Here is a 25464-nt window from a genome sequence, read left to right as displayed (position 1 = left end):
GTCTCGGGTGGGGCCTCAGGCCGCGTCGGCCTCGGTGAGGAAGTTCGACACCAGCTGCGTGAAGCGCGCCGCGTGCTCGATCTGGGTCCAGTGGCCGCAGTGGCCGAACACGTGCAGCTGGCTGCGCGGGATCCAGCTCGACAGCGTCAGCGAGGTCTGCAGGGGGATGACCTGGTCCTCGCGGCCGTGCAGGATCAGCGTCTCGTGGGGCAGGGCGCGGATGTCCGACTCGCGGCTGGCCATCGCGTCGACCCAGCGCTGGCGCGGCGCGGGGAACATCGCGGCATAGGACTCCTGCACGCCCGGGCGGATGCTGGCGCGATAGCGCATCTCGGCCAGCTCGTCGGTCAGCAGGTCGCGGTTGTACGCGAACACGTCCATGATGCGCTTCATGTTCTCCACCGAGGGCTGGTAGCCCCACACCGCGTCCAGGCCCGGCGTGATGGGGAAGGACACGCCCACCGAGCCCATCAGCACCAGGCGGCGCACCCGGTGCGGGGCGCGGATCGCTAGCGCCAGCGACAGCCCGCCGCCGAAGCTGTTGCCCACCACGTCGGCCTGGGGGAGGTCCAGCGCGTCCAGCAGGTCCAGCGCCTGCTGCACCCAGGTGTCCATCGTGTACGCGATGCCGGCGGGCCGCTCGGTGTAGCCGAATCCGACCATGTCGGGCGCGAGCACGCGCCGTTCCTTCGCCAGCACGGGGATCGCGAGGCGCCAGTTCGCCCAGGCGCTGACGCCGGGCCCGGAGCCGTGGATGAACAGCACCGGCGGCTGGCCCGGGCGCGAGGCGCCCAGGTCGTGCACGTTGGTGTCGAAGCCGCCGGTGCGCACGCGGCGGCCGATCTCGGGGTTGGCAGGGTTCGTCACAGCTTCACCATCACGTTGCGCAGCTCGGTGTAGAACTCGAGCGAATGCACGCCGCCCTCGCGGCCGATGCCGCTGGCCTTGGCGCCGCCGAAGGCGGTGCGCAGGTCGCGCAGGAACCAGGAGTTGATCCAGCACAGGCCGACGTCGATCCGCGCGGCCACGCGGTGCGCGGTCTCCAGGTTGCTCGTCCACACGGTGGTGGCGAGGCCGTAGTCCGTGTCGTTGGCCAGCGCGATCGCTTCCTCCTCGGTGTCGAAGGGGGCGATGTGGCAGCACGGGCCGAAGATCTCCTCGCGGATCACGGCGGAGGTCTCGGGCAGGCCGGTCCAGATGGTCGGCTGCACGAAGTGGCCGTGCGCCAGCTCGCCGCCCAGCTGCGGCTCGCCGCCGCCGGTCACGATGGTCGCGCCCTCGGCGCGGGCGCGCTCGTAGTAGCCCAGCACCTTCTTCTTGTGCTCGGCGGAGATCAGCGGGCCGATGCCCACCCCCGGGGTGTCCGGGCCGCCGATCTTCAGGCCCTCGGCCTTCTCCTTCAGCGCGGCGACGAACTTCTCGAAGATCGGCCGCTGCACGTACACGCGCTCGGTGCCCAGGCAGACCTGGCCGCAGTTCTCGAACGCGCTGCGGGTGATGCCGGCCACGGCCTTCTCGAAGTCGGCGTCGGCGAACACGATGCCCGCGTTCTTGCCGCCCAGCTCGAAGCTGACCGGGCGCACCCCCTTGGCCGCGGCGGCCATGATGGCCTCGCCGGTGCGGGTCTCGCCGGTGAAGGTGATGCCGTTGATGCCGGGGTGCCGGGTGATGAACTCGCCGGCGGAGCCGGGGCCGAAGCCGTGCAGCACCTGGTACACGCCCTTGGGCACGCCGACCGCGTTCATCACCTCGCCCAGCAGCGTCGCGGTGGCCGGCGTTTCCTCGGAGGGCTTGACGATCACGGTGTTGCCGCAGGCCAGCGCCGGGCCGACCTTCCAGGTCATCAGCAGCAGCGGCAGGTTCCAGGGGCAGATCACGCCGACCACGCCCAGCGGCGTGCGCAGCGCGTAGCTCAGGGCCGTGCCGCCGTCGGGCGTGGCCATCTGGAAGCTCTCGGTCGGGACGTTCTTGACGATGTCGGCAAAGATCTTGAAGTTGGCAGCGCCGCGCGGGATGTCCACGTGGCTGGCCAGCGAGCGCGGCTTGCCGGTGTCGGCGATCTCGGCCTCGAGGAAGTCGTCGAAGCGGCGGTTGATCTCGTCGGCCACGGCGTGCAGCAGCTCGGCACGGCGCACCACGCTCATGCGGCCCCATTCGCCCTTGAGCGCCGCGCGGGCGGCGGCCACGGCGGCGTCGACCTCGGCCTGGCCGGCCTCGTGCACCAGCCCGATCACCTGGTTGGTGGCCGGGTTGCGGTTCTCGAAGGTCTTGCCGGTGGCGACGAACTCGCCGTTGATGAAGTTCAGGAACTGTTTCATGGTGGGTCCATGGGTTGGGATCTCAGGCCTGCAGCCCGAGGGCCTGCAGGCCGGCGCGGGCGATTTCTTCGTCCTGCGCTTCGCTGCCGCCGGAGACGCCGATGCCGCCGATGCGCACGCCGTGCTCCACGATGGGCAGCCCGCCGCCGAACGCGACGAAGCGCGGCCGCAGCACCAGCCCCTGGCGCACGGCCTCCGAGTGGTGCTGCAGCTCGGCGTGCCAGGCGCTGGTCGGCAGGCCGAAGCTCGCCGCCGTGTAGGCCTTGTCGACGGCGATCTCCACCGAGTGCAGCGGCGCGCCGGCCTGGCGGGCGAAGGCGACCGGCACGCCGGCCGCATCGACCACCGAGACGTTGACGCGCACGCCCAGCGCGTCGGCATGGCGCACGGCGGCCTGGATGGCGCGCAGTGCGGCAGGGGCGTCGATGACGCGCTGCGCGGCGCTCAGCGCGTCATCCGGGGCCTGGTGCGGTGCCTGCATGGTGCGGTCCTTCCGTTCAGGTGTAGACCTCGGTGAACGAGGGCACCAGGTCGCCGGTGTGGTAGAAGATGCCGCTGCCGAGGCGGTCTTCGCTCCAGGTGGTCACCGGACGGTCCGGCTGCGCGAGGTAGCCCAGGCCTGCGAAGGTCTCGTTGCGGTTGCCGCTCGGGTCGAAGAAGTAGATGGTCTCGCCACGCGTGATGCCGTGGCGGGTCGGCGCGACGTCGATGCGCACCTTGTTCTTGGCCATCACGTCGGCGGCCTTCAGCACGTCGTGCCACGAGTCGAGGAAGAACGCGATGTGGTGCAGGCCGCTGCGCGGGCCGCCGACGAAGGCGATGTCGTGCGGCGTGGTGGTGCACGCCATCCAGGTGGCGGCCTGGACGTTCTTCTCCGGGCCCACCAGCACCTGCTCGGTCAGGAAGAAGCCGAGGCACTCCTTCATGAAGCGCGTGTTCTGCTCGACCGTGTTGATGCCGGCCTCGGGATTGAGCTCGCACATCAGCAGCAGGTGGTCCAGCCAGTGCGCGCCCGCGCCGCGGATGCCGTCCGGCCAGGGGTCGGGGTTGTCGGTGCCGACGTCGGTGCCCACGTACTCCTTGAACGCGTACAGCCGCATGTCGTGGCCGCTGGGCAGGTGGAACTGCAGCATGCGGCCCACCGACGGCAGCGTGCCCTCGGGCAGCATCTGGGTCTTGATGCCCCAGGCCTCGACGCGCTGCTGGATCTCGTCCAGGTCGGCGTCGTCCTTGACCTTGTAGGCCACGTGGTTCAGGCCGGCCTGGTCGGAGGGTGTGAGGATCAGCGAGAACTTGTCCCACTCGTCCCAGCACTTGAGGTACACGTTGCCGGCACGGTCCTTCATCACCGTGCGCATGCCCAGCACCTTCTCGTAGTGCGTCACGGCGGCATCGATGTCCATCACTCGCAGGCTGGCGTGGCCAATACGCAGAACGCCCATGTCATGTCTCCTTCGTGGTTGCTGTGGGTCGGTGGGGAACGGCCGAGGCTGCCGGGGCCGCAGCTCGGGTAAACGGTTTGGCCAGCCGTGCGCACACTTCCAGGCGCACGGCGGTGACGGGGGCGGCGCGGCAGGCCAGGGTGTAGCCCCGGGCCTCCTCCTCGACGCTGACGTGGGCGCGGCTGACCGGGCCGAGCGCCCGCACCTCGCCCTCGACGATCTGCACCTTGCAGACGCCGCAGCCGCCGTTGACGCAGCCGGCGGGGATGCCGCGGCGGCCGAGCCGCAGCATGCCGCGCAGCAGGCTCTCGTCGGTCGCGCAGGGGTAGGACTCGCCGGTCTGGACGACGTGCACGTCCACGCGGGTCCGGGTGTCGAACAGCATGCTCTTCTCCTCCGTCCTAGACCTGCTTGAACAGCGGACTGCGCGGCCCCTGCGCGTCCGCTGCCGAGATGAACTTCTCGGTGTAGATGTCGCGCTCGAACAGGCGTCCCTGCATCAGCGTCGCGATGCAGGCCTCGATCATCGGCGGTGGTCCGCACAGGTAGGCCTTGTGGCCGGCGAACTGGCCGCCGAAGTGGGCCTTGGCTGCCTCGTGCACGTAGCCACGCGCGCCGTCCCAGCCGGAGCCCTCGGGCTCGTCCGACAGGGCCGGCACGTAGGTGAAGTTCGGGTGCTGCTGAGCGAGCGCCCGGAACTCGGCGTCGTAGTACAGCTCCTCGCGGCTGCGCTGGCCGTAGACCAGCGTGATCGGCTCGGTGCAACCCTCGGCCAGCAGGCTCAGGATCATCGAGCGCGGGCTGGACAGGCCCGAGCCGCCGGCCAGGAAGATCATCGGCATGCGTGCCGAGCGGCGCACGAAGAAGCGGCCGTACGGGCCGGACAGGCGCAGCCGCGTGCCCTCGCGGGCCTGCTCGTGCAGCCAGGTGGTGCCGGCGCCGCCGGGCACCAGGCGCACGTTGAGCTCGATGCGGTCGGCCTGGCCGTCCGCGGCCGGCGGGTTGGCGATCGAGAACGCACGGCTTTGGCCGAGGCCCGGGATTTCCAGCTGCACGTACTGCCCGGGCTGGAAGCGGATCGGCTTGTCCAGCTTCAGGTGGATGGCCTTGATGGTCGGCGTGAGCGGCTCGATGCGCTCGATGTCGGCCGCGAAGTCGCGCACCGGGATGACCTCGGCGTCGGGATCCTCGTCGATGTCGGCCTCGATGGTCGCGTCCGAGCACAGCGTCGCGCAGCAGGCCAGGGTCTTGCCGTCGTCGCGCTCGAAGTCCATCAGCGCGAACGGGTTGGCCGCGCCGTGGTCGATCTCGCCATCGCAGACCTGCACCTTGCAGCTGCCGCACAGCCCGTGCCCGCAGGCGTGCGGCAGGTAGATGCCCTGGCGCAGCGCCGCGTCGAGCAAGGTCTGGCCTTCCTCGACGTCGATCGTCACGCCGAGGGGCTCGATGGTCAGTTGGTAGCTCATGGCCGCACGCTCAGGAGCTCGATCCCCGGATGCCGGTCAGGCCGGGCGTGCGGAAGCGGATCGCGTCCTTGTGCCCCAGGCCGTTCTCGGCCAGCGTCTTGCCGAAGTCGGGCTGCCAGGGCTGGCCGGACTTGAACCACTGCACCTGGCTCCAGTCGATGCGCTCGAAGTCCGGGTGGTCGCCGAACGCGCCGGGCAGCACGTTCTCCACCATCGCGCCGAACGGCATCTCCGCCGGCAGCGGCAGGCAGAAGGGCGCGCAGAACATCATGTGGTCTTCCCAGCCGATGTACAGCAACGGCGCCGGGAAGTTCTCGCGCACGTCCCGGGCGGGGAAATCGTAGGTGCCGATCGCGGTGACGCTCATGCCGATGCTCCTTTCTCGGTGGTGTCGTCCTTGGCCTCGCCGCGCCAGGCGGCGAAGTTTTTCTGGTCTTCCGAGCCCTCGAAGTCGAGGTTGTCGCGGCCGAAGTTCAGGCCGTACCAGTCGAGCACCGCGCCCAGCGGATCGAAGCCGGGCTGGCTCGGGTCGACGTCGGGCTTGAAGCAGTTGCCCTGGTAGATCTGGTGCACCGGCAGCCAGGACTGCACGTACTTCTCCGGTTCGTGGTCGAAGATCCGCTTGCAGCCGTCACTGCAGAAGTGGTACTTGTTGCCGAAGTAGTTGCTCTCGCGGTAGCAGATCCTGGTCGGGTCGCCGGGCTCGGTGAAGAACATCGGGATCTGGCAGGTCGTGCACAGCATCGGCAGCGTCTTGTTGTAGAAGCGCTTGCCCTGCTGCTGGCGCTCCCGGTAGTACTCCAGGCGCGGGCGGTACAGGCGGTCGAAGGACTCGGGGTACTTCTCCGACAGCCAGTCCATTTCCTCGTCGCTGGGTACCCAGGTGTGCAAGGGCGCGGCGGCGGTGTAGTTGTAGAAGGCGTTCCAGGCCTGGTGACTGATGTGGTCCTTGCCCTCGCAGGCTTCCTTCCAGCCGGCCGGCTCCCGGATGCCGTAGCGGGCGAGGTCGCGGAACAGGGCTCCGCCGTTCTGCTCGGCGTACATCTCCCAGCCTTCCTTCCAGCTCATCACGCGCTTGGGCAGCATGTAGTCCTGCATCATCGCCACCAGCGTCAGCACGCGGTAGCCGCGCCAGAACCACTTGTCGATCCAGCGCTGCACGATGGGCACGTTGTCCGGGTCCTGCTCGAGCATGAACTTGATGCACTCGATGCCCAGCGTCATGTGGCGCGATTCGTCGCTCTGGGCCGAGAAGCCGAAGGTGACGGTGGACATGTCGCCGTTGTGCGCAGCACCGGACATGAACGGCACGAACAGCAGGTTGGTCAGCACGTACTCGAACGAGAAGCTCACCGCGGTGAGGAACTCGAACGGGCCGGCGGTCAGCGCGTCCTCGAAGAACGACTTGGGCACGGACAGGTACCACACACGGTCGTACCAGTGCGCGGCGTTGTGCATGCCGTTGAAGTACTTGTTGTAGGTGCTGATGGCATGCGTCTCGGTCTGGTAGTGGCGCAGCTCGTCGATGGACTGCATCTGCGCCGCCACGCGCGCGCCCACGCCGGTGAAGTGCCGGCCCACCTGCGCGAAGCCGCGATGCGCGTAGTACTCCAGCGGCGTGACGCCCTGGATGAACAGCTTGAGCGCGTTGACGTAGCGCGCGTCGCTGATGCCGAGAAAGCCGTTGTTCTGCGCGAAGGCGTCGATGACGGCGTAGAGCTTGCGTTCCTTCTCGCCTTGGTACTTCCAGTAGGCGTCCATGGTCAGGCGGAAGGGGTCCTCCCACTTGTCCCAGTCGTGGATCTTGATGCCCTCGTAGCGGTCGTACGGGAAGACTTTCTCCATCGGCTGGTACGTGGTCTCCCAGCCGAGGCCACGCGTCATCGCGGCGTAGCGTTCCTTGAGGCTGAGCTTCTTGCGGGTGACTCGGGTGTCCATGCTTGTCTCCTGTGGATGGGGTGAGGCCGTTCAGTGGTTCCAGCGCAGCGTGAACTCGTCGTCGTCCTCGTCGATGTGGCCGGACAGGGTGACGAGGTTCACGTGGATCTGCTGCAGGTCGAACGGGCGGCCGGTGTGTTCCTCGACCGTGGCGCGGCGGATGACCAGGCGCCCCGGGGCGTCGATCTTCACGAGCCCGGGCGAATGGACGGTCACGGCCTCGGGGTTGTCGGCCTGGATGGCCTCGATCACCGGACGGGCTTCCTCGTTGTCCTGGAACGCGATGAACACCTTGGAGGTGGCTGCGGTCGTCATGGGATGTCTCCTCGGGATTGGCTTGTCGGTCAGACGTCCAGGCCGGCCTTGCGTGCGCGGGCGTCCAGTGCCTCGCGCACCTCCTGCATCGCCGTGGCCCCCACCTCGCCCAAGGCCAGCTCGGCGACCGGCGTCAGTGCGGCGCGCGCCTTCCAGGCGTAGGTGACGTACCAGTCGGTGAGCAGGCGGCGGTTGCCTTCGGATTCGGCCGCGGCGACCTTGACGACCGCGTCGATCCAGCGCGCGCTCTCGTCGTGCCATTCGGGGATGAAGGCGGTGAGCATCGCGACGGCCGTGCCGCCCTGCAGGGCCAGGTGCTCGTCGACGAAGTGGCCCAGCATCAGCGGATACAGCAGGCCGTCGAGGGCGAGGTTCTGCGCGATGAACAGCTCGAACGGGTCCTGCAGCACCAGAGTGTCTTCCACGTAGCGGCGCAGCACCTGCCAGTGGGCGTCGTGCAGCCAGGCGTTGCGACCGGCGTCGAGCACGCCGGGCTCGTCCATCGCGAGCCCCAGCCGCGTGAGGTACTGCGCCGCGCCCAGCTGGTCCATCGCATGCAGCATGGCCGGCGCGGTGAAGGCGGTGCCGTAGCCGCGCGCGCAGATGGTGCAGTTGTTCATGTTGCCGCCCCAGGCCACGTGGCGCAGCGGCATCAGCACGTCACAGGCGTGGGAGCGCACGGCATCGGGCATCTTGTCGAGCAGGCCGCGCGATTCGACGAACTGGTAGTTCGCCTCCATCGCGTCCTGCTGGCGTGCGCGCGCCATGGTCCAGGTCGCGTAGTAGAACTGGCGCGGGTCCCGCAGGCTGTCCCAGTCCTTCATCTTCACCGCGGTGCGCCGGGTGTCGAAAAGCTCGAATTCCGGCTCCCAGGTGGGGCGGTAGTGGAAGTTGGCGCTCGGCTGCGCGCCGAGTGTGGCTTCGAGGTAGCGCGAAGCCGGCTTGTCGCCCGTGTAGGCTGCCACGCGGGCGAAGGTGTGGCGCAAGCGCTGGATCTCGCGCGCCTGCAGGTCGATGTTCATGGGGGCTTGTCTCCTTGGTGGTGTGGCGTGGGAGCGGTGGCGGATGTCAGTCGTCGGGCAGGTAGCGCACGCGGTGCTCCGCGCAGAAGGCTTCGAAGGCCGGCGTCGGCAGCAGCAGTTCGACCGACAGTTCCGGCCAGCCGACCGAGAAGCTGAACTCGACGAGGTCGTCCTTGCGGCCGAGGACGCGCACGAACTTCTGGGTCAGGTCGCACGCCGGCATGGCAGGCTCGGCGGCAGGGGGCGGGGCGGTTCGCGTCATGGCAGGGGCCTGTGCTGTGTTGGCCGCCTCCATCGCAGGACGCATGCCAATCCGGCGGGAACCGCCCAAAAATATCGATAAATTAAGGGTTAATCCGGAGCATTCGGCCCCGATCGGCCGCGACTGCGGCGACGTCTCGGCCACGCGATGGGGTGCTTGTGACCAGCAGTGACCCGATTGCTGCAGGGCAGCATGATCATTTGGTGAGGTGCCGGCGCGCCCGATTGCTGAAATGATGAAATGGGTGGGGCGGGTGAACCCTATGGACGGTGTTCAGCGGTTTATCGATACTTTGTCCACCATGTCCACCCTCCTGCCACCGCTGCCGTCCGACGCCGACCTGCGTCGCCTGGTCCATTTCTCCACGGTGGACGGGCGCATCTGGCTGGCGGACCAGCGCATGCTGCTGCTCCACGCGGCGAGCCTGCAGGCGTTGCGGCGCGAGCTGATGTCCAGCCTGGGGCCGGAGCACACCCGGCGCCTGCTCATGCGCGCGGGTTACACAGCAGGCACGCGCGACGCGATGCTGGCGCGCAAGGTGCGCCCCGACGCGTCGCTGTTCGACGCCTTTGCCGTCGGGCCCCAGCTGCACATGCTCGAAGGCGCGGTGCGAGTCACGCCGCAGGTGCTCGAGGTCGACGAGGCGCAAGGTCACTTCCGCGGCGTGTTCCGCTGGGACCACAGCTGGGAGGCCGAGATGCACCAGCGCAGCTGCGGGCCGTCGGACGAGCCCGTGTGCTGGATGCTGCTGGGCTATGCCTCGGGCTACACGAGCGGCTTCTTCGGCCGCCCGGCGCTGTTCAAGGAGGTCCAGTGCTCGGCCAGCGGCCATGACTGTTGCCTGATCGAAGGCCGTTTCGCGCACGAATGGCCCGACGGCGAGCAGCTGGCGCGCGACTACGACCCGGATTCGATGCTGGTGCGCATCGACGAGCTGCGCTCGCAGGTCGAGGCGCTGCGCACGCAGCTGCAGCCGGCCGACGACCAGGGGCCGCTGATCGGGCATTCCCCGGCGTTCCGGCAGACCGTCGAGCTGCTGCGCAAGGCCGCCCCGACCGAGGTCACGGTGCTGCTGACCGGCGAAACCGGCGTCGGCAAGGAGCGCTTCGCGCGCGCGCTGCATGCGATGGGGCCCCGTGCGGACAAGCCCTTCGTCGCGGTCAACTGCGCGGCGCTGCCGGCCGAGCTGATCGAAAGCGAGTTGTTCGGTGCGGAAAAGGGCGCCTATACCGGTGCCAACGCGACGCGCATCGGCCGCTTCGAGCGCGCCCACGGCGGCACCCTGCTGCTGGACGAACTGGGCGAGCTGCCGCTGCCGGCGCAGGCCAAGCTGCTGCGCGTGCTCCAGCAGGGCGAGGTGGAGCGGCTGGGGTCGACCCAGGCCCGCAAGGTCGATGTGCGGGTGGTCGCCGCCACCAACGTCGACCTGGAGAAGGCGGTGGAGGAGGGGCGCTTCCGGCGCGACCTGCTGTACCGGCTGAACGTCTACCCGATCCGCATCCCGCCGCTGCGCGAACGGGCCGAGGACATCGAGCTGCTGGCCATGCACCTGCTGCAGAAGTACGCCGCGCGGCACGGCAAGCGCGTCGAGGGCTTCACCGACCTGGCGCTGGCCGCGATGCGCGCCCATCCCTGGCCGGGCAACGTGCGCGAGCTCGAGAACCTGGTCGAGCGTGGCGTGATCCTTGCGTCCTCGGGCGGCATGGTCGATGCCCCGATGCTGTTCCCCCAGCTGACTTCCGCCGACATGCTGACGGTCAATGCTTCCGGCGGCCTGGAGAGCAACGCCGCCTGCGCCCAGCAGGCCGACTTCTACGACATGCTGCAGCGCAGCGGCCTGACGCTGGATGCGATGGAGGACGCGCTGATCCGCGAGGCGGTCCAGCGCGCCGGCGGCAACCTGTCGGCGGCGGCTCGGGCGCTGGGGATCACCCGTCCCCAGCTGAGCTACCGCCTCTCGCGCATCCAGGACGACGCGCGCCGCGCCACCTGAGCGGCAGGGCCCGAGCATGGCCAAGCGTTCCTTCCAGCCGCCCAGCACCCTCCCCGTCGACCCGGCCGACGGCGCGGCCACGCGCACCCTGATCGAACAGACCTACACCACGCTGCGCGACGACATCATCGAGGGCCGGCTGGCGCCGGACAGCCGCCTGCGCATCGAGCACCTGCGGCAGCAGTACCAGGTCGGTGCCGGCACGCTGCGCGAGGCCCTGACCCGGCTGGTCAGCGACGCGCTGGTGGTGGCCGAGGGGCAGCGGGGCTTTCGCGTGGCGCCGATCGCGATCGAGGACCTGGAAGACATCACGCGCCTGCGGGTGCACATCGAGACCGACGCCCTGCGCCAGTCGATCCGCTGCGGCGACGACGCCTGGCGCGCGCGCGTGACGGCGGCCTACGAGGCCCTGTCGGCGGAGGAGCAGCCGGTGCGGCCCGAGCGCCGCCGCCAGTGGGAGGCGCTCAACCTGCGCTTCCATGAAGCGCTGCTGTCCGGCCACGCCTCGCCCTGGACGCAGCGAGTGCTGCGCCTGCTGGCGCGCCACAGCGAGCGCTACCGCAGCTATGCGATCGGCCTGCCCGACAGCGGGCGTGACGTCCATGCCGAGCACACCGAGATCTACCAGCTGGCGATCAGCGGCCAGGAGGCGCGCGCCGCCTTGGCGCTCGAAGCGCACATCAGCGCGACGCCTTACATGCTGATCCGTGCCCTGCGCGAGGGGCGCATTGTCCTGCCGGGCGCGCGCCCGCCGGCCGCGGCGCACGCACGCGCGACGCCCGCCGGGGCCGGTGCCGCGCCGCAACAGCGGCCGTGGACGCAGCCCGCGGGTGAACCGCTTGCCACGTGAAGGGGACCGTCGGGAAGCGCCGGAGGGCGCGGTGCCCCATCCCCGCATCCGGGGGGAATGCGTCCGTCGCGTTCCGGGTCTTCAATAGGCAGGGGCCGCCGCAGGGCCCATGCGGCGCAGCCTTGCGAGACCCTGCCGAAGTGAAGGTTTTTCATCGCATTCGCCGTATGGACGCAAGGAGGCTGCCTTCATGCGAATGGATGTATATGAATATATCCGGCTTTCGCGGTGGTGCCTGAAAGCGCATGCTTTCCCAGGTGCGTGGGCAATAAACCCGCGCAAGTGGGCTCCGTTATTTCTGGCGAGTGCACAAAAACACGCGATCCTTCATGCACCCTTGAAATGCGGCAGCCCAAGCCCGATCTGAGGCTTGGGCGCCTGCGGGTGGCCCGGACGAGCGAAACAGGACGTGCCTGGTGCCAGGCCCTTGCGAAAAAGAGCTCAGTCGGCCAGGGAAGCGGACTGGCTGGTGCCGGCCGGCGGCCGGACGGCAGCCGGCACGACCCGGGGTTCGAGCAACTGGATGTTTTGCGCCAGCTTGCCTTTCGGACCCTGGACCAGGTCGAAGGTGACCTTCGAGCCCTGCTTCAGCGTCCGGAAACCATCCATCAGGATGGCCGAAAAGTGGGCGAAGACGTCTTCGCCGCCTTCGTCCGGCTCAATGAACCCGAAGCCCTTGGCGTCATTGAACCATTTGACCGTTCCTGCATGCGTACCCATTGCTTCCTGCCCGGGTAAATACTCCTGATTCGCGAAAAATTCTCTGCGGCAGGTTCCACGGTGTCAAGAACGGATCAAGCCCGGGTTCGTGAGCGTTGGTGACGGTTCCTGTGCATATTCTCAGGTTGACCTTGACGAGTGCAGAGCAAATGGCGCGAACCCGCTCCCTGTCCAGCCCAACTCGATAGAATCGTTTCATGCCCAGCGACACGCCCAAGCTCCCAGCAACGCCCGCCCAGCCCGCGCTGCCGGACGGCGGGGAAGGAACTGTCGTTGTCGAAAGACAGTCATCGAAGGTGGAGCCGCCCCGTCTGTACCAGGTGGTCATGCTGAACGACGACTACACCCCGATGGAGTTCGTGGTGATGGTGCTTCAGCAGTACTTCCACCGGGACCTGGAGACGGCGACCCACATCATGCTGAAGATCCACCACGAAGGCCGCGGCGTCTGTGGCGTCTACACCAAGGACATAGCCGCCACGAAAGTCGAATTGGTGCTTGCCGCCGCGCGCCGCGCGGGGCATCCTTTGCAGTGCATTATGGAGGCCGCATGATTGCCCAGGAACTTGAAGTCAGCCTGCACATGGCGTTCGTCGAGGCGCGCCAGCAGCGCCACGAGTTCATCACGGTGGAGCACCTGCTGCTGGCACTGCTCGACAACCCGTCGGCGGCCGAGGTGCTGCGGGCGTGCTCGGCCAGCATCGATGACCTGCGCAAGAGCCTGACGCAGTTCATCAAGGAAAACACGCCGACCGTCGGCGGCACCGACGAGGTCGACACGCAGCCGACGCTGGGCTTCCAGCGCGTGATCCAGCGCGCGATCATGCACGTGCAGTCCACCGGCAGCGGCAAGAAGGAAGTGACCGGCGCGAACGTGCTGGTGGCGATCTTCGGCGAGAAGGATTCGCATGCGGTCTATTACCTGCACCAGCAGGGCGTGACCCGCCTGGACGTGGTCAACTACATCGCCCACGGCATCCGCAAGTCCGATCCGCCCGAGCCGGCCAAGCCCGCCGAGGGCAGCGGCCAGGAGGTCGAGAAGGAAGAGGGCGAGGGCAAGGGGTCGCCGCTGGAGCAGTTCACCCAGAACCTCAACCAGCTGGCGCGCGAGGGCAAGATCGACCCGCTGATCGGCCGCGAGCAGGAAGTCGAGCGCGTGATCCAGGTGCTGTGCCGCCGGCGCAAGAACAACCCGCTGCTGGTCGGCGAGGCGGGCGTGGGCAAGACCGCGATCGCCGAGGGGCTGGCCTGGCGCATCACCGAAGGCGACGTGCCCGAGGTGCTGTCCGATTCCGTGGTCTACGCGCTGGACATGGGCGCGCTGCTGGCCGGCACCAAGTACCGCGGCGACTTCGAGCAGCGCCTCAAGGGCGTGCTCAAGGCGCTGAAGGACCAGCCCAACGCGATCCTGTTCATCGACGAGATCCACACGCTGATCGGGGCGGGGGCGGCCTCGGGCGGCACGCTCGATGCGAGCAACCTGCTCAAGCCGGCGCTGAGCTCGGGCACGCTCAAGTGCATCGGCGCGACCACCTTCAACGAGTACCGCGGCATCTTCGAGAAGGACGCGGCGCTGTCGCGGCGCTTCCAGAAGATCGACGTGGTCGAGCCGTCGGTCGAGCAGACCGTGGAGATCCTCAAGGGCCTGAAGTCGCGCTTCGAGGACCACCACAACGTCAAGTACGCGCTCAACGCGCTGCAGGCGGCTGCCGAGCTGTCGGCCAAGTACATCAATGACCGCCACCTGCCCGACAAGGCGATCGACGTGATCGACGAGGCGGGCGCGGCGCAGCGCATCCTGCCCAAGAGCAAGCAGAAGAAGACCATCACCCGCGCCGAGGTCGAGGAGATCGTCGCGAAGATCGCGCGCATCCCGCCGGCGAGCGTCAGCAACGACGACCGCTCCAAGCTCAAGAACCTCGACCGCGACCTCAAGAGCGTGGTGTTCGGCCAGGACGAGGCGATCGACGCGCTGGCCGCGGCGATCAAGATGGCCCGCTCAGGCCTGGGCAAGCCGGACAAGCCGATCGGCTCGTTCCTGTTCTCCGGGCCCACCGGCGTCGGCAAGACCGAGGTCGCCAAACAGCTGGCCTACATCCTGGGGATCGAACTGATCCGCTTCGACATGTCCGAGTACATGGAGCGCCATGCGGTCAGCCGCCTGATCGGCGCGCCCCCGGGCTACGTGGGCTTCGACCAGGGCGGCCTGCTGACCGAGGCGGTCACCAAGAAGCCGCACGCGGTGCTGCTGCTCGACGAGATCGAGAAGGCGCATCCGGACGTCTTCAACGTGCTGCTGCAGGTGATGGACCACGGCACGCTGACAGACAACAACGGCCGCAAGGCCGACTTCCGCAACGTGATCATCATCATGACCACGAACGCGGGTGCCGAGACCATGCAGAAGTCGACGATCGGCTTCACGAGCAAGCGCGAGCAAGGTGACGAGATGGCCGACATCAAGCGGCTGTTCACGCCCGAGTTCCGCAACCGGCTCGATGCCATCGTCAACTTCCGCGCGCTGGACGAGGAGGTCATCCTCCGGGTGGTCGACAAGTTCCTGCTGCAACTCGAGAGCCAGCTGGCCGAAAAGCGCGTCGAGGTCACGTTCACGGACGCCCTGCGCAAGTACCTGGCGAAGAAGGGCTTCGATCCGCTCATGGGCGCGCGGCCGATGCAGCGCCTCATCCAGGACACCATCCGGCGGGCGCTGGCCGATGAGCTGCTCTTCGGCCGTCTGGTCGACGGAGGCCGCCTCTCGGTGGACCTGGACGACAAGGAGCAGGTCGTGCTGGACATCCAGCCCAACAAGCGCAGCGACCGGCCGAAGGAAGCAGCGACGACCGAGTGACCGTGCGGCACATGCCGCGAGGAGGGCGGTGCGGCAGGCGCCGCTCCTGGTTCTAGAGTAGGCCCTCCGCGGAGGGCCTACTTCTTGGTCGCGCCAGTCGGCCGTTCGCGGCGGGTGCTCTTGGGCCCCGATCGTCGGCATTCGTCGTGCGCTGGACACTCCACGAGGACGCGCGGCAGGAAGGGCCGCGCTGCGAGGCCGGGGAAGAACGCGGGCGATGGAAGGAAGGTGGACGCCGTCTTGGTGCGCTGCCCACGTGGCGGGGGACGGTGCCGTGCCCCCGGAAACGAAAAACCCCGCGGGCGGGGGCCACGCGGGGTCTGGGGGGAAAGGATGGGACGGTTATTCGCGCTCGCCGCCGAAGACGCCCAGCAGGGTCAGCAGCGACTGGAACACGTTGTAGACGTCCAGGTAGATCGCCAGGGTGGCAGTGACGTAGTTCGTCTCGCCGCCGTCGATGACGCGCTTGATGTCGTAGAGCATGAAGGCCGAGAAGATGACGACGGCCAGCGCCGAAATGGTCAGCGTGAGCGCAGGCATCTGCAGCCAGATGTTCGCGACGATGGCGACGATCAGCATGATGGCGCCCACCATCAGGAACTTGCCCATGCCCGACAGGTCACGCTTGATCGTGGTCGCGAGCGTGGCCATGCCGAAGAAGACCAGGGCGGTGCCCCCGAAGGCCATCATGATCAGCTGGGCGCCGTTCGTGAAGTTGCCGAGCACCGCGCCGATCAGTCGTGACAGCATCAGGCCCATGAAGAACGTGAAGCCGAGCAGCAGCGCCACGCCGATGCCCGAGTTCTTGAACTTGTCGATCGCGAAGAAGAAGCCGAAGGCCACCCCCATGAACACGACAAAGCCGATGAAGGGGCTCCCGGCGAAGAAGCTGAAACCGGACGCCACGCCGATCCAGGCACCCAGGACGGTCGGCACGAGCGACAGGGCGAGCAGCCAGTAGGTGTTGCGCAACACCCGGTTGCGCTGCTCCACCAGGACGGAAGAACCGGCGGTGTACGCGCGCAAGCTTTCGTTCATCAGACTCTCCTCACAGACAAAGTGGTCGTTCGACCACGACGCGGCGATTCTAGTTCCCCGGAGCACGTGCCCAACGGACATGGGGCCCCGGGCAGGGTTATCCAGGGGGCAGGCGCGGCTCGCACGATCCGTGCCAGGTTGACGACAGCGGCGCGGCCCCGCCGGCCGTGGCACCATGTCGCCCGGCGGTGCGCCAGGCGCGGCCGCCTCGCATAGAAAGGAAGTCAAATGAAGCAAAAGATGCAGTTGGAGTTGCAGGACGTCAAGCGGATCGCGCAGGCCGCGGAGGCCGAGGCGCAGGCGAACGGATGGGCCGTGAGCATCGCGATCGTGGACGACGGCGGGCACCTCCTGTGGCTGCAACGACTGGACGGCGCGGCTCCGGTGTCCGCGCACATCGCGCCGGCCAAGGCCAAGACGGCGGCCCTGGGTCGCCGCGAGAGCAAGGTCTACGAGGACGTGATCAACCAGGGGCGCGTGTCGTTCCTGAGCGCGCCGGAGATCGAGGGGCTGCTGGAGGGGGGCGTGCCCATCATCGTCGACGGCCAGTGCATCGGGGCCGTCGGGGTCAGCGGCGTGAAATCGGTCGAGGACGCCCAGATCGCCAAGGCGGGCATCGCCGCGCTGCACGGCTGAGGTTTCGTTCCAACGGGGGCCAGGGCGTGGCGCTGCGTGGGTCGTCGGTCCGGGGCGAAGAGCCCCTGCCGGCGGCTTCGCCGTACGCGCCAGCCGTCGGGCCCATGCCACCGCCGGGCAGCGAGGTGCGACGCGACGCGGGGGCGGGCACGGCGAAGATGCGGGGAAAAAGCGCGTGGCTGGCGTCCCGCAGGACGTGGCTGTGCAGAAACTACGACCGGTCGCCTTTTCCAGGCGGCGGTCGCCCCACGATGAACTATTTGGTCAGGATGAGCTTGCCGTACTTGGTCGCCCGCAGCTGGTAGAGCGACCCGTTGTGCTCGATCTGTACCGTTTTGCGACCGCGCAACAACACGCTGCTGGGCAGGGTGGGCGTGTGTTCGTCCGGCGGGGAATCGGAGTGCGTCGCGGTCGCCACTTGGTCGGCCATCGGATCCCGGGCCAGGGCCGCGCGGCGCGGCAGGACAGCGGTGTGTTCCATGAGGCTTTCTCTTGGTCTTCGGTGCGTGATCAAGGACGGCTCAGCGCCCACCAGGCACCGGCCACGACGACGGCCAGGCTCAGGGTCAAGAGCAGGGTTTCCATGTCAGGCAGCCTCCAGGACGAGTGACACCACGTGGACTTCCCGGACCTGATGCCGCGCGGCTTCGTGCACCTGCCGTGCGCAAGACTCGCATCGGCCGCAGCAGGTGGCGGCGCCCGACTCCATCTGGATTTCCTCGAAGCTGTACCCTGCCCGGGCGAGGCGCTCGATCTCTCTGTCGGAGACGCGATTGCAGACACACACGATCATGCAGGTTCCTCTCGGCTCGCCCCGCGGGGCTCTCTATCGACGCGATGGTGAGAGTCTAAATGAGAATGAGTCGCAATTGAAGCCCCAGCTCGTATCAGGGGTTCTTGGGGCCAGAAGAGGCCGCTGATGGAGGGGCCCGGCCCCGCCGGCGGCGGCTTCCCTCTTTTTGGGGAATGCGGTGGCGGCGAGGCGGGCTCGATACTGACCGGACAACAACGACGACAAGGAGACCCACATGCCCGCATCGCCCATCGTCCCGGAAGCTCTGCGGTTCGTCCGCCAGCCGAGGCCGTGGTGAAGCGGCTGCACCTGGCTGCCGCCCCCGGCCGTCCCAATGCCACTGCGGGTGTCTACGGTTCGCGGCTGCGGGCGTGGGTGCCTGTCGTCCTGTTTGCCATCGTGATCGCCGCCCATGTCTGGCAAAGGGGCGGGGCGGTGCGCTGGCCCGAGCTGGTGTGGGCCGCGGCCTCGTTGCTGCAGACCCTCATCCGCTGGCCGCATGTGGAGGCCGGCCGTCGCAATCGCCCGGTGCGCAGCCACGTGGACCGCCGGGAGCAGTGGCTGATGTTCGTCGTCTTCATGACCTTGATGGCGCTGCCGCTGCTCCACGTGGCCCTGCCTTGGTTCGCCCGGTGGAACTATGCACTGCCTGCGGCGGCGCCCGTGGCAGGAACGCTGATGATGGCGCTGTCCCTGTGGGTCTTCCATCGTTCGCACGCGGACCTGGGGCGGAACTGGTCCCCTTCGCTGGAAGTGCACGCCGAGCACCGGTTGGTGACCGAAGGCGTGTACCGCTGGGCGCGTCACCCGATGTACGCGTCGATCTGGCTGTTCGCGCTGGCGCAGCCCCTGCTCATCCAGAACTGGGTCGCGGGCGCTTGCTCGGTGCCGGGTTTCGCGCTCCTGTACTTCCTGCGGGTGGGCAGGGAGGAGCGGCTGATGCGGGAGACGTTCGGTCGGGAGTACGAGGCCTATGCCGAACGGGTGGGGCGGCTGATGCCCCGGTGGGGCGGCCGGTGAAACGCGCCGCCGGGCCCGAGCCCGGGGCGCCATCCCGAACGCGTCAGGACACTTCGCCCATCTGCGACTGCAGGTAGTTCTGAAGGCCCACCTGGTCGACCAGGCCCAGCTGGGTCTCCAGGAAGTCGATGTGCTCCTCGGTGTCGTCGAGGATGTCTTGCAGCAGGTCACGCGAGACATAGTCGCGCACCGACTCGCAATAGGCGATGCCTTCCTTGATGGTCGCCTGCGCCGCCTGTTCGAGCTGCAGGTCACACTTGAGCGCCTCGACCACGTCCTCCCCAACGAGCAGCTTGCCCAGGTCCTGCAGGTTGGGCAGGCCGTCGAGCATCAGGATGCGGTCCATCAGGCGGTCGGCATGCTTCATCTCGCCGATCGACTCCTCGTATTCCTTTTTGGCGAGCTTGTCGAAGCCCCAGTGCTTCAGCATCCGGTAGTGCAGGAAGTACTGATTGATGGCAGTCAGCTCGTTCTTGAGTTGTGCGTTGAGGTACTCGATGACCTTGGGGTCGCCCTTCATCGTGGACTCCTGTTGTTCTCCCTCGCATTCTCGTCGGCCGCAGGGGTTTCGCCAAGGCGCACCGGACCAAAGCCCGCCCGTTGGCGCTCGAGTGCATTCTGCGATTCAGACGTGTTCTCGTTCTCGCCACCAGCCTGTCGGTCGCAGGCGTCTCAGGCTATAATTTTCAGGTTTACCCGCAACCACCCGCCTAGCGCAACTCCCTGGCCTTTGCACACCCGAATGCTTTGCGAGCAGAGCTGGGCGCGGACATCCTTCCCCGGAGATTCCCGTGCTGCCGCAACTGCCCCAAGCGCTCCTCGCACTCGCAGACGGCACGGTCTTTCGTGGCACCTCGATCGGCGCTGCCGGTCACACGGTCGGTGAAGTCGTCTTCAATACGTCGCTCACCGGCTACCAGGAAATCCTCACCGACCCCAGCTATGCCCAGCAGATCGTCACGCTGACGTATCCGCACATCGGCAACGTGGGTGTCAACGAAGAGGATGTCGAGGCGTCCAAAGTCCATGCCGCCGGCCTCATCATCAAGGACCTGCCGGTTCTCGAGTCGAACTTCCGCAAGACCCGCACGCTGACGCAGTACCTGCGGGACGAGGGCGTCGTCGCGATCGCGGACGTCGACACGCGGCGCCTGACCCGCATCCTGCGCAACGGCGGAGCGCAAAACGGCTGCATCCTGGCCTTGCCCGGGGGCCAGGCCATCACGGACGCGCACGTGGCCGACGCAGTGGGCAAGGCCAGGGCCGCCCCGGACATGGCCGGCCTGGACCTTGCCAAGGTCGTCAGCACGCGCGCGCCCTACGAGTGGACCGAGACCGAATGGCGTCTGGGCACCGGCTACGGGCGGCAGACGGCCCCGCGCTTCCACGTCGTCGCCTATGACTACGGCGTCAAGCGCAACATCCTGCGCATGCTGGCCGAGCGCGGTTGCCGCATCACCGTGCTGCCGGCGCAAACCCCTGTGGCCGAAGTACTCGAGCTCGATCCGGATGGCGTCTTCCTGGCCAACGGCCCCGGTGATCCGGCCGCATGCGACTATGCGATCGAGGCCTCGCGCGAATTGATCGAGACCGGAATTCCGACCTTCGGCATCTGCCTGGGCCACCAGATCATGGCGCTGGCCTCGGGCGCCAAGACCTTCAAGATGAAGTTCGGACACCACGGCGCCAACCATCCGGTCAAGGACCTCGACACCGGCCGCGTCAGCATCACCAGCCAGAACCATGGCTTCGCGGTGGACGAAAAGACGCTGCCGGCCAACCTGCGCCCGACCCATGTAAGCCTCTTCGACGGCACGCTGCAGGGTCTGGCGCGCACCGACAGACCGGCGTTCTGCTTCCAAGGGCATCCGGAAGCCTCGCCCGGACCGCATGACATCGGCTACCTGTTCGACCGTTTCGTTGCGCTGATGGAGAAACACACAAATGCCTAAGCGCACAGACATCAAGAGCATTCTCATCATCGGGGCGGGCCCGATCATCATCGGGCAGGCCTGCGAGTTCGACTATTCCGGCGCGCAGGCGTGCAAGGCGCTGCGCCAGGAGGGCTACAAGGTCATCCTGGTCAACAGCAACCCCGCCACCATCATGACCGACCCGGAGATGGCCGATGTGACCTACATCGAGCCCATCACCTGGCAGGTGGTCGAGCGCATCATCGCCAAGGAGCGTCCCGACGCGATCCTGCCGACCATGGGCGGCCAGACGGCGCTCAACTGCGCGCTGGACCTGCACCGCAACGGCGTGCTGGCCAAGTACGGCGTCGAGATGATCGGCGCCAACGAGAAGGCGATCGAGAAGGCCGAGGACCGCCTCAAGTTCAAGGAGGCGATGACCAAGATCGGTCTGGACTCGGCCAAGTCGGGTATCGCGCACTCGATGGAAGAGGCCTGGGGCGTGCAAAAGCGCATCGCCGCGGAGCTCGGCACCAACGGGTTCCCGGTGGTGATCCGCCCGAGCTTCACCCTCGGTGGCACGGGCGGCGGCATCGCCTACAACCCGGAGGAGTTCGAGGAGATCTGCAAGCGCGGCCTCGACCTGTCGCCGACCAACGAGCTGCTGATCGAGGAATCGCTGATCGGGTGGAAGGAGTTCGAGATGGAGGTCGTCCGCGACAAGGCGGACAACTGCATCATCGTCTGCTCCATCGAGAACCTCGATCCGATGGGCATCCACACGGGCGATTCGATCACGGTCGCTCCGGCGCAGACGCTGACCGACAAGGAATACCAGCTGATGCGCAATGCATCGGTCGCGATCCTGCGCGAGATCGGCGTGGACACGGGCGGCTCGAACGTGCAGTTCTCGATCAACCCCGAGAACGGCCGCATGATCGTGATCGAGATGAACCCGCGCGTTTCGCGCTCGTCGGCGCTGGCTTCCAAGGCCACCGGCTTTCCGATCGCTAAGGTTGCGGCCAAGCTGGCGGTGGGCTACACGCTCGACGAGTTGCGCAACGAGATCACGGGCGGCGCGACCCCGGCGAGCTTCGAGCCGTCGATCGACTACGTCGTCACCAAGATCCCGCGCTTCGCGTTCGAGAAGTTCCGCGAGGCCGATCCGCACCTCACCACCCAGATGAAGTCGGTGGGCGAGGTGATGGCGATGGGACGCACCTTCCAGGAGAGTTTCCAGAAGGCGCTGCGCGGCCTGGAGACTGGCATCGATGGCCTGACCGAGCGCAGCAACGACCGCGAGGAGATCGTCCAGGAGATCGGAGAGCCTGGTCCCGAGCGCATCCTCTTCGTCGGTGACGCCTTCCGCATCGGCATGAGCCTGCAGGAGGTGTACGAGGAGACGGCGATCGACCCGTGGTTCCTCGCGCAGATCGAGGAACTCGTGAAGATCGAGCAGCAGGTCGCCAGCCGCACGCTGCAGAGCCTGTCGGCCGGGGAACTGCGCTTCCTCAAGCGCAAGGGCTTCTCCGACAAGCGCCTGGCCAAGCTGCTGGGCACCGACCAGCACGCCGTGCGCGCCGCACGCCACGCGATGGGCATCCGCCCCGTCTACAAGCGCGTCGACACCTGTGCGGCCGAGTTCGCGACGCAGACGGCGTACATGTACTCCACGTACGACGAGGAGTGCGAGGCGGACCCGAGCGACCGCAAGAAGATCATGGTGCTGGGCGGTGGGCCGAACCGCATCGGCCAGGGCATCGAGTTCGACTACTGCTGCGTCCATGCCGCCCTCGCGATGCGCGAAGACGGCTACGAGACGATCATGGTCAACTGCAACCCCGAGACCGTCTCCACGGACTACGATACGTCCGACCGCCTGTACTTCGAGCCGGTCACGCTGGAGGACGTGCTCGAGATCGTCGCGAAGGAAAAGCCGGTGGGCGTCATCGTCCAGTACGGTGGCCAGACCCCGCTGAAGCTGGCGCTGGACCTGGAGGCCAACGGCGTGCCGATCATCGGCACATCGCCTGACAGCATCGACATCGCCGAGGACCGCGAGCGTTTCCAGAAGCTGCTGCACGACCTGGGTCTGAAGCAGCCGCCCAACCGCACCGCTCGGACCGAGGAGCAGGCGCTGCAGATGGCGCAGGAGATCGGCTACCCGTTGGTGGTGCGCCCGAGCTATGTGCTCGGCGGCCGCGCGATGGAGATCGTGCACGGCGACAAGGACCTCGAGCGCTACATGCGCGAGGCGGTCAAGGTCAGCGAGAAGTCACCGGTGCTGCTGGACCGCTTCCTCGACGATGCCATCGAGGTCGACGTCGACTGCATCTGCGACGGCCAGGACGTGCTGATCGGCGGCATCATGGAGCACATCGAGCAGGCCGGGGTGCACTCCGGCGACTCGGCCTGCTCGCTGCCGCCGTACACGCTGTCGCCACAGCTGCAGGACGAGCTGCGCCGGCAGACCGCGCTGATGGCCAGGGCGCTGAAGGTCGTGGGCCTGATGAACGTGCAGTTCGCGATCCAGGGCGAGGGCGACCGCGCCACGGTCTACGTGTTGGAGGTCAACCCGCGCGCCTCGCGCACGGTGCCCTACGTCTCCAAGGCGACGGGCCAGCCGCTGGCGAAGATCGCGGCGCGCTGCATGGCAGGGCGCAGGTTGGCCGAGCAGGGCGTCAAGGGCGAGGTGATCCCGCCATACTTCAGCGTCAAGGAAGCCGTCTTCCCCTTCAACAAGTTCCCGGGGGTCGACCCGATCCTGGGACCGGAGATGCGCTCGACCGGCGAGGTCATGGGCGTGGGCCGGACCTTCGGCGAGGCCATGCTCAAGAGCCAGCTGGCCGCGGGCTCGCGGCTGCCGGCCAAGGGTACGGTCTGCATCACGGTGAAGAACAGCGACAAGCCCCGGGCGATCGAGGTGGCGCGCCAATTGCATGAACTGGGCTTCCAGCTCGTCGCCACGCGCGGAACCGCCCAGGCCATCAGCCAGGCCGGCATCCCGGTGCGCACGGTCAACAAGGTCAAGGACGGCCGGCCCCACATCGCCGACATGATCAAGGCTGGCGAGATCCAACTGGTCTTCACGACCGTGGATGAAACCCGCACGGCGATCGCGGATTCGCGCTACATCCGCACCGCCGCGCTGGCCAACCGCGTGACGTACTACACGACGATGGCGGGGTGCGAGGCTGCCGTGGAGGCGATGAAGCACCAGCAGGATCTCGTGGTCTATTCGCTGCAGGAACTGCACAAGGCGCTAAACTAGTCCGCACTGTTGAACCCGCGGCCGCCGCCGCCCTCCTGCAAGGGAGTGTGGCGGCGGCCGACTTTTTGCTGCCGAAAGAGAAGAGAAGGACATGCCGACGATTCCCCTCACCAAGCGTGGCGCGGAGAAGCTGAAGGAAGAACTGCACCGCCTCAAGACGGTCGAACGGCCCGCGGTGATCAATGCGATCGCCGAGGCGCGGGCGCAGGGCGACCTGTCGGAGAACGCCGAATACGACGCCGCCAAGGACAAGCAGGGCTTCATCGAAGGGCGTATCCAGGAGATCGAAGGCAAGCTCGCGGCCGCCCAGGTGATAGATCCGGCCAGTCTGGACGCCGGTGGCCGGGTTGTGTTCGGCGCGACGGTGGATCTGGAGGAAGAGGAGACCGGCGAGGCGGTCACGTACCAGATCGTCGGTGACGACGAGGCCGACCTGAAGCACGGCCTGATCTCGATCAGCTCGCCCATCGCGCGTGCGCTGATCGGCAAGGAGGCCGGCGACGTGGCCGAGGTGCAGGCGCCCGGGGGCGTGAAGCGCTACGAGATCGTCGAAGTCCGCTACGTCTGAGGCGATGGCATCGGACCGCTTCTGGCTCCGTCTTCGGGCCTGGCTGAGCGGCCTGGCCGCCGGGATGGTCGTCACGATCGGGGTGGTGGCCGCGCCGTCGCTGTTCGCGCTGCTGGAACGTGCGCAGGCGGGCCTCGTCGCCGGCCGGCTGTTCCAGATCGAAGCGCATGCCAGCCTCGTGGCCGCCGTGGTGCTTTTGCTCGTCGAGCGCCGCATCGCGGCGCGACGCGCGGCCCAAGGGCGGGGGTCCTTGTTCTCGCCGGAGATGGCGCTGGTCCTGGGCGCGCTGTTCTGCACGGTGGCGGGCTACTTCGCCCTGCAGCCCATGATGGCCGAGGCGCGGCTGGGTCAGGGGCGGTTCGGTTTCGGCCAGTTGCACGCCGTCTCGAGCGCGTTCTTCCTGCTCAAGGGCGTGCTGTGGCTGGCCCTCGCCTGGCGCAGCGCGGCACCCGAGGCGGGCCCATCGGCCCAAACCGGCGCCGCCGCCTGATGGCGGCCGGCGTACACAGGCGAAGTCTCGTCTGCCGTCCTGGCGTCACTCCGACAGGAGTTTCTTTTTGGCGCTGGTCATGCGCGGTTTGGCGCGCTTGATGCTGCCGCCGGCCGTGACCCGCTGGTTGCCGAGCACCGTGACTTTCTTCACCTCCGGCCGCTGACCGCCGCGTTTCGAGTACTTGATGATCTTGACCACCCGGGGGCCGGGTTTGCGGTCGTCCTCGGCAGCCTTCTCCTTCGGGGGAACCGGGCGCCACAGCACCAGCAGCTTGCCGATATGCTGGACCGGCGCGGCGTCGAGTTCGTCGGCCAGGCGGGCGAACAGGGCTTCCCGTTCCTGGCGGTCGTCGGAGAACACGCGGATCTTGATCAGGCCGTGGGCTTTCAGGGCGGAGTCGGCCTCCCTGAGCACGGCGGGGGTCAGGCCGTCGGCGCCGATCAGCACCACCGGGTCCAGGTGATGCGCCTCGGCGCGCTTTTCCTTGCGTTGTGCAGGAGTCAGTTGTAGGGCGGGCATCGGCGTATTATCCCCGCCCCGGCAGATGCCGGCGTG

At 67.7% G+C, this 25464-nt stretch carries 27 protein-coding genes; 10 read left to right on the top strand and 17 right to left on the bottom strand.

All coding sequences use genetic code 11. From position 1 onward, the window contains the following. Positions 1 to 15: 15 nt before the first annotated feature. The 11 genes from OMP39_RS09105 to OMP39_RS09055 are packed head-to-tail and all read right to left on the bottom strand — an operon-like array spanning position 16 to position 8763. Positions 16 to 867 carry an alpha/beta fold hydrolase gene (locus tag OMP39_RS09105; RefSeq protein ID WP_132765112.1) on the bottom strand — a complete coding sequence of 284 codons (852 nt, stop codon included), beginning with the start codon at positions 865 to 867 and terminating at the stop codon, positions 16 to 18. Then, on the bottom strand, positions 864 to 2318 hold the full coding sequence (locus OMP39_RS09100) for a 2-hydroxymuconic semialdehyde dehydrogenase (RefSeq protein WP_132765115.1): 1455 nt from the start codon (positions 2316 to 2318) through the stop codon (positions 864 to 866). Before OMP39_RS09100 ends, OMP39_RS09105 begins: the two co-directional genes overlap by 4 nt. Before the next feature lie 22 nt (positions 2319 to 2340). Continuing rightward, positions 2341 to 2799 carry a GlcG/HbpS family heme-binding protein gene (locus tag OMP39_RS09095; protein WP_104356878.1) on the bottom strand — a complete coding sequence of 153 codons (459 nt, stop codon included), beginning with the start codon at positions 2797 to 2799 and terminating at the stop codon, positions 2341 to 2343. Positions 2800 to 2815: 16 nt separating this feature from the next. After that, positions 2816 to 3760, bottom strand: coding sequence for a catechol 2,3-dioxygenase (locus OMP39_RS09090; protein WP_104356877.1), 945 nt, complete (start codon positions 3758 to 3760; stop codon positions 2816 to 2818). A gap of 1 nt (position 3761) precedes the next feature. Next, entirely contained in the window at positions 3762 to 4145 is a 384-nt protein-coding gene (locus OMP39_RS09085) for a 2Fe-2S iron-sulfur cluster-binding protein (protein WP_104356876.1), read from the bottom strand. Positions 4146 to 4161: 16 nt separating this feature from the next. Then, positions 4162 to 5226 carry an NADH:ubiquinone reductase (Na(+)-transporting) subunit F gene (locus OMP39_RS09080; RefSeq protein ID WP_264891426.1) on the bottom strand — a complete coding sequence of 355 codons (1065 nt, stop codon included), beginning with the start codon at positions 5224 to 5226 and terminating at the stop codon, positions 4162 to 4164. A 10-nt stretch (positions 5227 to 5236) separates the two neighbouring features. Next, positions 5237 to 5593, bottom strand: coding sequence for a phenol hydroxylase subunit P4 (locus OMP39_RS09075; RefSeq protein ID WP_132765125.1), 357 nt, complete (start codon positions 5591 to 5593; stop codon positions 5237 to 5239). Continuing rightward, positions 5590 to 7164: an aromatic/alkene/methane monooxygenase hydroxylase/oxygenase subunit alpha gene (locus OMP39_RS09070; protein ID WP_264891425.1), complete on the bottom strand. Its 1575-nt coding sequence runs from the start codon at positions 7162 to 7164 to the stop codon at positions 5590 to 5592. Before OMP39_RS09070 ends, OMP39_RS09075 begins: the two co-directional genes overlap by 4 nt. Before the next feature lie 30 nt (positions 7165 to 7194). Then, positions 7195 to 7479, bottom strand: a complete 285-nt coding sequence (locus OMP39_RS09065) for an MmoB/DmpM family protein (RefSeq protein ID WP_104356872.1) — start codon at positions 7477 to 7479, stop codon at positions 7195 to 7197. Between the two features lie 29 nt (positions 7480 to 7508). Next, entirely contained in the window at positions 7509 to 8501 is a 993-nt protein-coding gene (locus OMP39_RS09060; protein ID WP_264891424.1) for a ferritin family protein, read from the bottom strand. Between the two features lie 46 nt (positions 8502 to 8547). Further along, positions 8548 to 8763 carry a phenol hydroxylase subunit gene (locus OMP39_RS09055; RefSeq protein ID WP_104356870.1) on the bottom strand — a complete coding sequence of 72 codons (216 nt, stop codon included), beginning with the start codon at positions 8761 to 8763 and terminating at the stop codon, positions 8548 to 8550. Between the two features lie 301 nt (positions 8764 to 9064). Here OMP39_RS09055 and OMP39_RS09050 point away from each other — a divergent pair, with 301 nt between their 5' ends. Next, complete coding sequence (locus OMP39_RS09050; protein WP_264891423.1) at positions 9065 to 10756, top strand: sigma-54-dependent Fis family transcriptional regulator; 1692 nt, start codon at positions 9065 to 9067, stop codon at positions 10754 to 10756. A gap of 16 nt (positions 10757 to 10772) precedes the next feature. After that, on the top strand, positions 10773 to 11606 hold the full coding sequence (locus tag OMP39_RS09045) for a GntR family transcriptional regulator (protein WP_264891422.1): 834 nt from the start codon (positions 10773 to 10775) through the stop codon (positions 11604 to 11606). 441 nt (positions 11607 to 12047) lie between these two features. On the opposite strand, the gene OMP39_RS09040 is transcribed toward OMP39_RS09045, so the two are convergent. Continuing rightward, positions 12048 to 12326 carry a cold-shock protein gene (locus OMP39_RS09040; protein ID WP_264891421.1) on the bottom strand — a complete coding sequence of 93 codons (279 nt, stop codon included), beginning with the start codon at positions 12324 to 12326 and terminating at the stop codon, positions 12048 to 12050. 197 nt (positions 12327 to 12523) lie between these two features. Between OMP39_RS09040 and clpS the strand changes: the two genes are divergently transcribed. Together clpS and clpA are read left to right on the top strand one after the other, a co-directional pair. Next, on the top strand, positions 12524 to 12880 hold the full coding sequence (clpS, locus tag OMP39_RS09035) for an ATP-dependent Clp protease adapter ClpS (protein WP_132765136.1): 357 nt from the start codon (positions 12524 to 12526) through the stop codon (positions 12878 to 12880). Beyond that, entirely contained in the window at positions 12877 to 15177 is a 2301-nt protein-coding gene (clpA, locus tag OMP39_RS09030) for an ATP-dependent Clp protease ATP-binding subunit ClpA (protein ID WP_264891420.1), read from the top strand. Before clpS ends, clpA begins: the two co-directional genes overlap by 4 nt. A 342-nt stretch (positions 15178 to 15519) precedes the next feature. On the opposite strand, the gene OMP39_RS09025 is transcribed toward clpA, so the two are convergent. Then, positions 15520 to 16215 (bottom strand): Bax inhibitor-1/YccA family protein, encoded by a 696-nt coding sequence (locus OMP39_RS09025; RefSeq protein WP_264891419.1) that lies wholly within the window; start codon positions 16213 to 16215, stop codon positions 15520 to 15522. 228 nt (positions 16216 to 16443) lie between these two features. Between OMP39_RS09025 and OMP39_RS09020 the strand changes: the two genes are divergently transcribed. Beyond that, entirely contained in the window at positions 16444 to 16851 is a 408-nt protein-coding gene (locus OMP39_RS09020) for a GlcG/HbpS family heme-binding protein (protein ID WP_264891418.1), read from the top strand. Positions 16852 to 17107: 256 nt separating this feature from the next. Here the strand turns inward: OMP39_RS09020 and hemP are convergent, their stop codons facing one another. Together hemP and OMP39_RS09010 are read right to left on the bottom strand one after the other, a co-directional pair. After that, positions 17108 to 17332: a hemin uptake protein HemP gene (hemP, locus tag OMP39_RS09015; protein WP_425340617.1), complete on the bottom strand. Its 225-nt coding sequence runs from the start codon at positions 17330 to 17332 to the stop codon at positions 17108 to 17110. Between the two features lie 105 nt (positions 17333 to 17437). Beyond that, positions 17438 to 17644 (bottom strand): (2Fe-2S)-binding protein, encoded by a 207-nt coding sequence (locus tag OMP39_RS09010; protein WP_264891417.1) that lies wholly within the window; start codon positions 17642 to 17644, stop codon positions 17438 to 17440. Positions 17645 to 17938: 294 nt separating this feature from the next. On the opposite strand from OMP39_RS09010, the gene OMP39_RS09005 reads away from it, so the two are divergent. After that, positions 17939 to 18664 carry a protein-S-isoprenylcysteine O-methyltransferase gene (locus tag OMP39_RS09005; RefSeq protein WP_264891416.1) on the top strand — a complete coding sequence of 242 codons (726 nt, stop codon included), beginning with the start codon at positions 17939 to 17941 and terminating at the stop codon, positions 18662 to 18664. A gap of 43 nt (positions 18665 to 18707) precedes the next feature. On the opposite strand, the gene bfr is transcribed toward OMP39_RS09005, so the two are convergent. Then, positions 18708 to 19184, bottom strand: coding sequence for a bacterioferritin (gene bfr, locus OMP39_RS09000; RefSeq protein ID WP_264891415.1), 477 nt, complete (start codon positions 19182 to 19184; stop codon positions 18708 to 18710). A 271-nt stretch (positions 19185 to 19455) separates the two neighbouring features. Here bfr and carA point away from each other — a divergent pair, with 271 nt between their 5' ends. The 4 genes from carA (at position 19456) to OMP39_RS08980 (ending at position 24906) form a co-directional block, all read left to right on the top strand. Next, positions 19456 to 20616: a glutamine-hydrolyzing carbamoyl-phosphate synthase small subunit gene (carA, locus tag OMP39_RS08995; RefSeq protein ID WP_264891414.1), complete on the top strand. Its 1161-nt coding sequence runs from the start codon at positions 19456 to 19458 to the stop codon at positions 20614 to 20616. Beyond that, positions 20609 to 23848, top strand: coding sequence for a carbamoyl-phosphate synthase large subunit (gene carB, locus OMP39_RS08990; RefSeq protein WP_264891413.1), 3240 nt, complete (start codon positions 20609 to 20611; stop codon positions 23846 to 23848). Before carA ends, carB begins: the two co-directional genes overlap by 8 nt. 91 nt (positions 23849 to 23939) lie before the next feature. After that, the gene (greA, locus tag OMP39_RS08985) at positions 23940 to 24416 is read left to right on the top strand and encodes a transcription elongation factor GreA (RefSeq protein ID WP_264891412.1); all 477 of its coding nucleotides are present in this window, start codon (positions 23940 to 23942) and stop codon (positions 24414 to 24416) included. A gap of 4 nt (positions 24417 to 24420) precedes the next feature. Then, on the top strand, positions 24421 to 24906 hold the full coding sequence (locus OMP39_RS08980; RefSeq protein ID WP_264891411.1) for a DUF4149 domain-containing protein: 486 nt from the start codon (positions 24421 to 24423) through the stop codon (positions 24904 to 24906). Positions 24907 to 24951: 45 nt separating this feature from the next. Here the strand turns inward: OMP39_RS08980 and OMP39_RS08975 are convergent, their stop codons facing one another. Beyond that, entirely contained in the window at positions 24952 to 25428 is a 477-nt protein-coding gene (locus tag OMP39_RS08975) for a YhbY family RNA-binding protein (RefSeq protein ID WP_264891410.1), read from the bottom strand. Positions 25429 to 25464 lie beyond the last annotated feature (36 nt).

Source organism: Schlegelella aquatica, assembly GCF_026013905.1.
Lineage (GTDB): Bacteria > Pseudomonadota > Gammaproteobacteria > Burkholderiales > Burkholderiaceae_C > Caldimonas > Caldimonas aquatica.
This window is presented reverse-complemented; position numbering and strand designations above follow the sequence as displayed.

What these genes read in the sequence shown, in the direction of transcription:
- OMP39_RS09090 (WP_104356877.1), bottom strand. Translation starts at nt 3,760, where the DNA reads ATGGGCGTTCTGCGTATTGGCCACGCCAGCCTGCGAGTGATGGACATC.
- OMP39_RS09085 (WP_104356876.1), bottom strand. Translation starts at nt 4,145, where the DNA reads ATGCTGTTCGACACCCGGACCCGCGTGGACGTGCACGTCGTCCAGACC.
- OMP39_RS09010 (WP_264891417.1), bottom strand. Translation starts at nt 17,644, where the DNA reads ATGATCGTGTGTGTCTGCAATCGCGTCTCCGACAGAGAGATCGAGCGC.
- OMP39_RS09055 (WP_104356870.1), bottom strand. Translation starts at nt 8,763, where the DNA reads ATGACGCGAACCGCCCCGCCCCCTGCCGCCGAGCCTGCCATGCCGGCG.
- bfr (WP_264891415.1), bottom strand. Translation starts at nt 19,184, where the DNA reads ATGAAGGGCGACCCCAAGGTCATCGAGTACCTCAACGCACAACTCAAG.
- greA (WP_264891412.1), top strand. Translation starts at nt 23,940, where the DNA reads ATGCCGACGATTCCCCTCACCAAGCGTGGCGCGGAGAAGCTGAAGGAA.
- OMP39_RS09065 (WP_104356872.1), bottom strand. Translation starts at nt 7,479, where the DNA reads ATGACGACCGCAGCCACCTCCAAGGTGTTCATCGCGTTCCAGGACAAC.
- OMP39_RS09025 (WP_264891419.1), bottom strand. Translation starts at nt 16,215, where the DNA reads ATGAACGAAAGCTTGCGCGCGTACACCGCCGGTTCTTCCGTCCTGGTG.
- carB (WP_264891413.1), top strand. Translation starts at nt 20,609, where the DNA reads ATGCCTAAGCGCACAGACATCAAGAGCATTCTCATCATCGGGGCGGGC.
- OMP39_RS09080 (WP_264891426.1), bottom strand. Translation starts at nt 5,226, where the DNA reads ATGAGCTACCAACTGACCATCGAGCCCCTCGGCGTGACGATCGACGTC.
- OMP39_RS09095 (WP_104356878.1), bottom strand. Translation starts at nt 2,799, where the DNA reads ATGCAGGCACCGCACCAGGCCCCGGATGACGCGCTGAGCGCCGCGCAG.
- OMP39_RS09050 (WP_264891423.1), top strand. Translation starts at nt 9,065, where the DNA reads ATGTCCACCCTCCTGCCACCGCTGCCGTCCGACGCCGACCTGCGTCGC.
- OMP39_RS09060 (WP_264891424.1), bottom strand. Translation starts at nt 8,501, where the DNA reads ATGAACATCGACCTGCAGGCGCGCGAGATCCAGCGCTTGCGCCACACC.
- OMP39_RS09045 (WP_264891422.1), top strand. Translation starts at nt 10,773, where the DNA reads ATGGCCAAGCGTTCCTTCCAGCCGCCCAGCACCCTCCCCGTCGACCCG.
- OMP39_RS09040 (WP_264891421.1), bottom strand. Translation starts at nt 12,326, where the DNA reads ATGGGTACGCATGCAGGAACGGTCAAATGGTTCAATGACGCCAAGGGC.
- OMP39_RS09070 (WP_264891425.1), bottom strand. Translation starts at nt 7,164, where the DNA reads ATGGACACCCGAGTCACCCGCAAGAAGCTCAGCCTCAAGGAACGCTAC.
- clpS (WP_132765136.1), top strand. Translation starts at nt 12,524, where the DNA reads ATGCCCAGCGACACGCCCAAGCTCCCAGCAACGCCCGCCCAGCCCGCG.
- OMP39_RS08980 (WP_264891411.1), top strand. Translation starts at nt 24,421, where the DNA reads ATGGCATCGGACCGCTTCTGGCTCCGTCTTCGGGCCTGGCTGAGCGGC.
- OMP39_RS08975 (WP_264891410.1), bottom strand. Translation starts at nt 25,428, where the DNA reads ATGCCCGCCCTACAACTGACTCCTGCACAACGCAAGGAAAAGCGCGCC.
- clpA (WP_264891420.1), top strand. Translation starts at nt 12,877, where the DNA reads ATGATTGCCCAGGAACTTGAAGTCAGCCTGCACATGGCGTTCGTCGAG.
- OMP39_RS09100 (WP_132765115.1), bottom strand. Translation starts at nt 2,318, where the DNA reads ATGAAACAGTTCCTGAACTTCATCAACGGCGAGTTCGTCGCCACCGGC.
- hemP (WP_425340617.1), bottom strand. Translation starts at nt 17,332, where the DNA reads ATGGAACACACCGCTGTCCTGCCGCGCCGCGCGGCCCTGGCCCGGGAT.
- OMP39_RS09020 (WP_264891418.1), top strand. Translation starts at nt 16,444, where the DNA reads ATGAAGCAAAAGATGCAGTTGGAGTTGCAGGACGTCAAGCGGATCGCG.
- OMP39_RS09075 (WP_132765125.1), bottom strand. Translation starts at nt 5,593, where the DNA reads ATGAGCGTCACCGCGATCGGCACCTACGATTTCCCCGCCCGGGACGTG.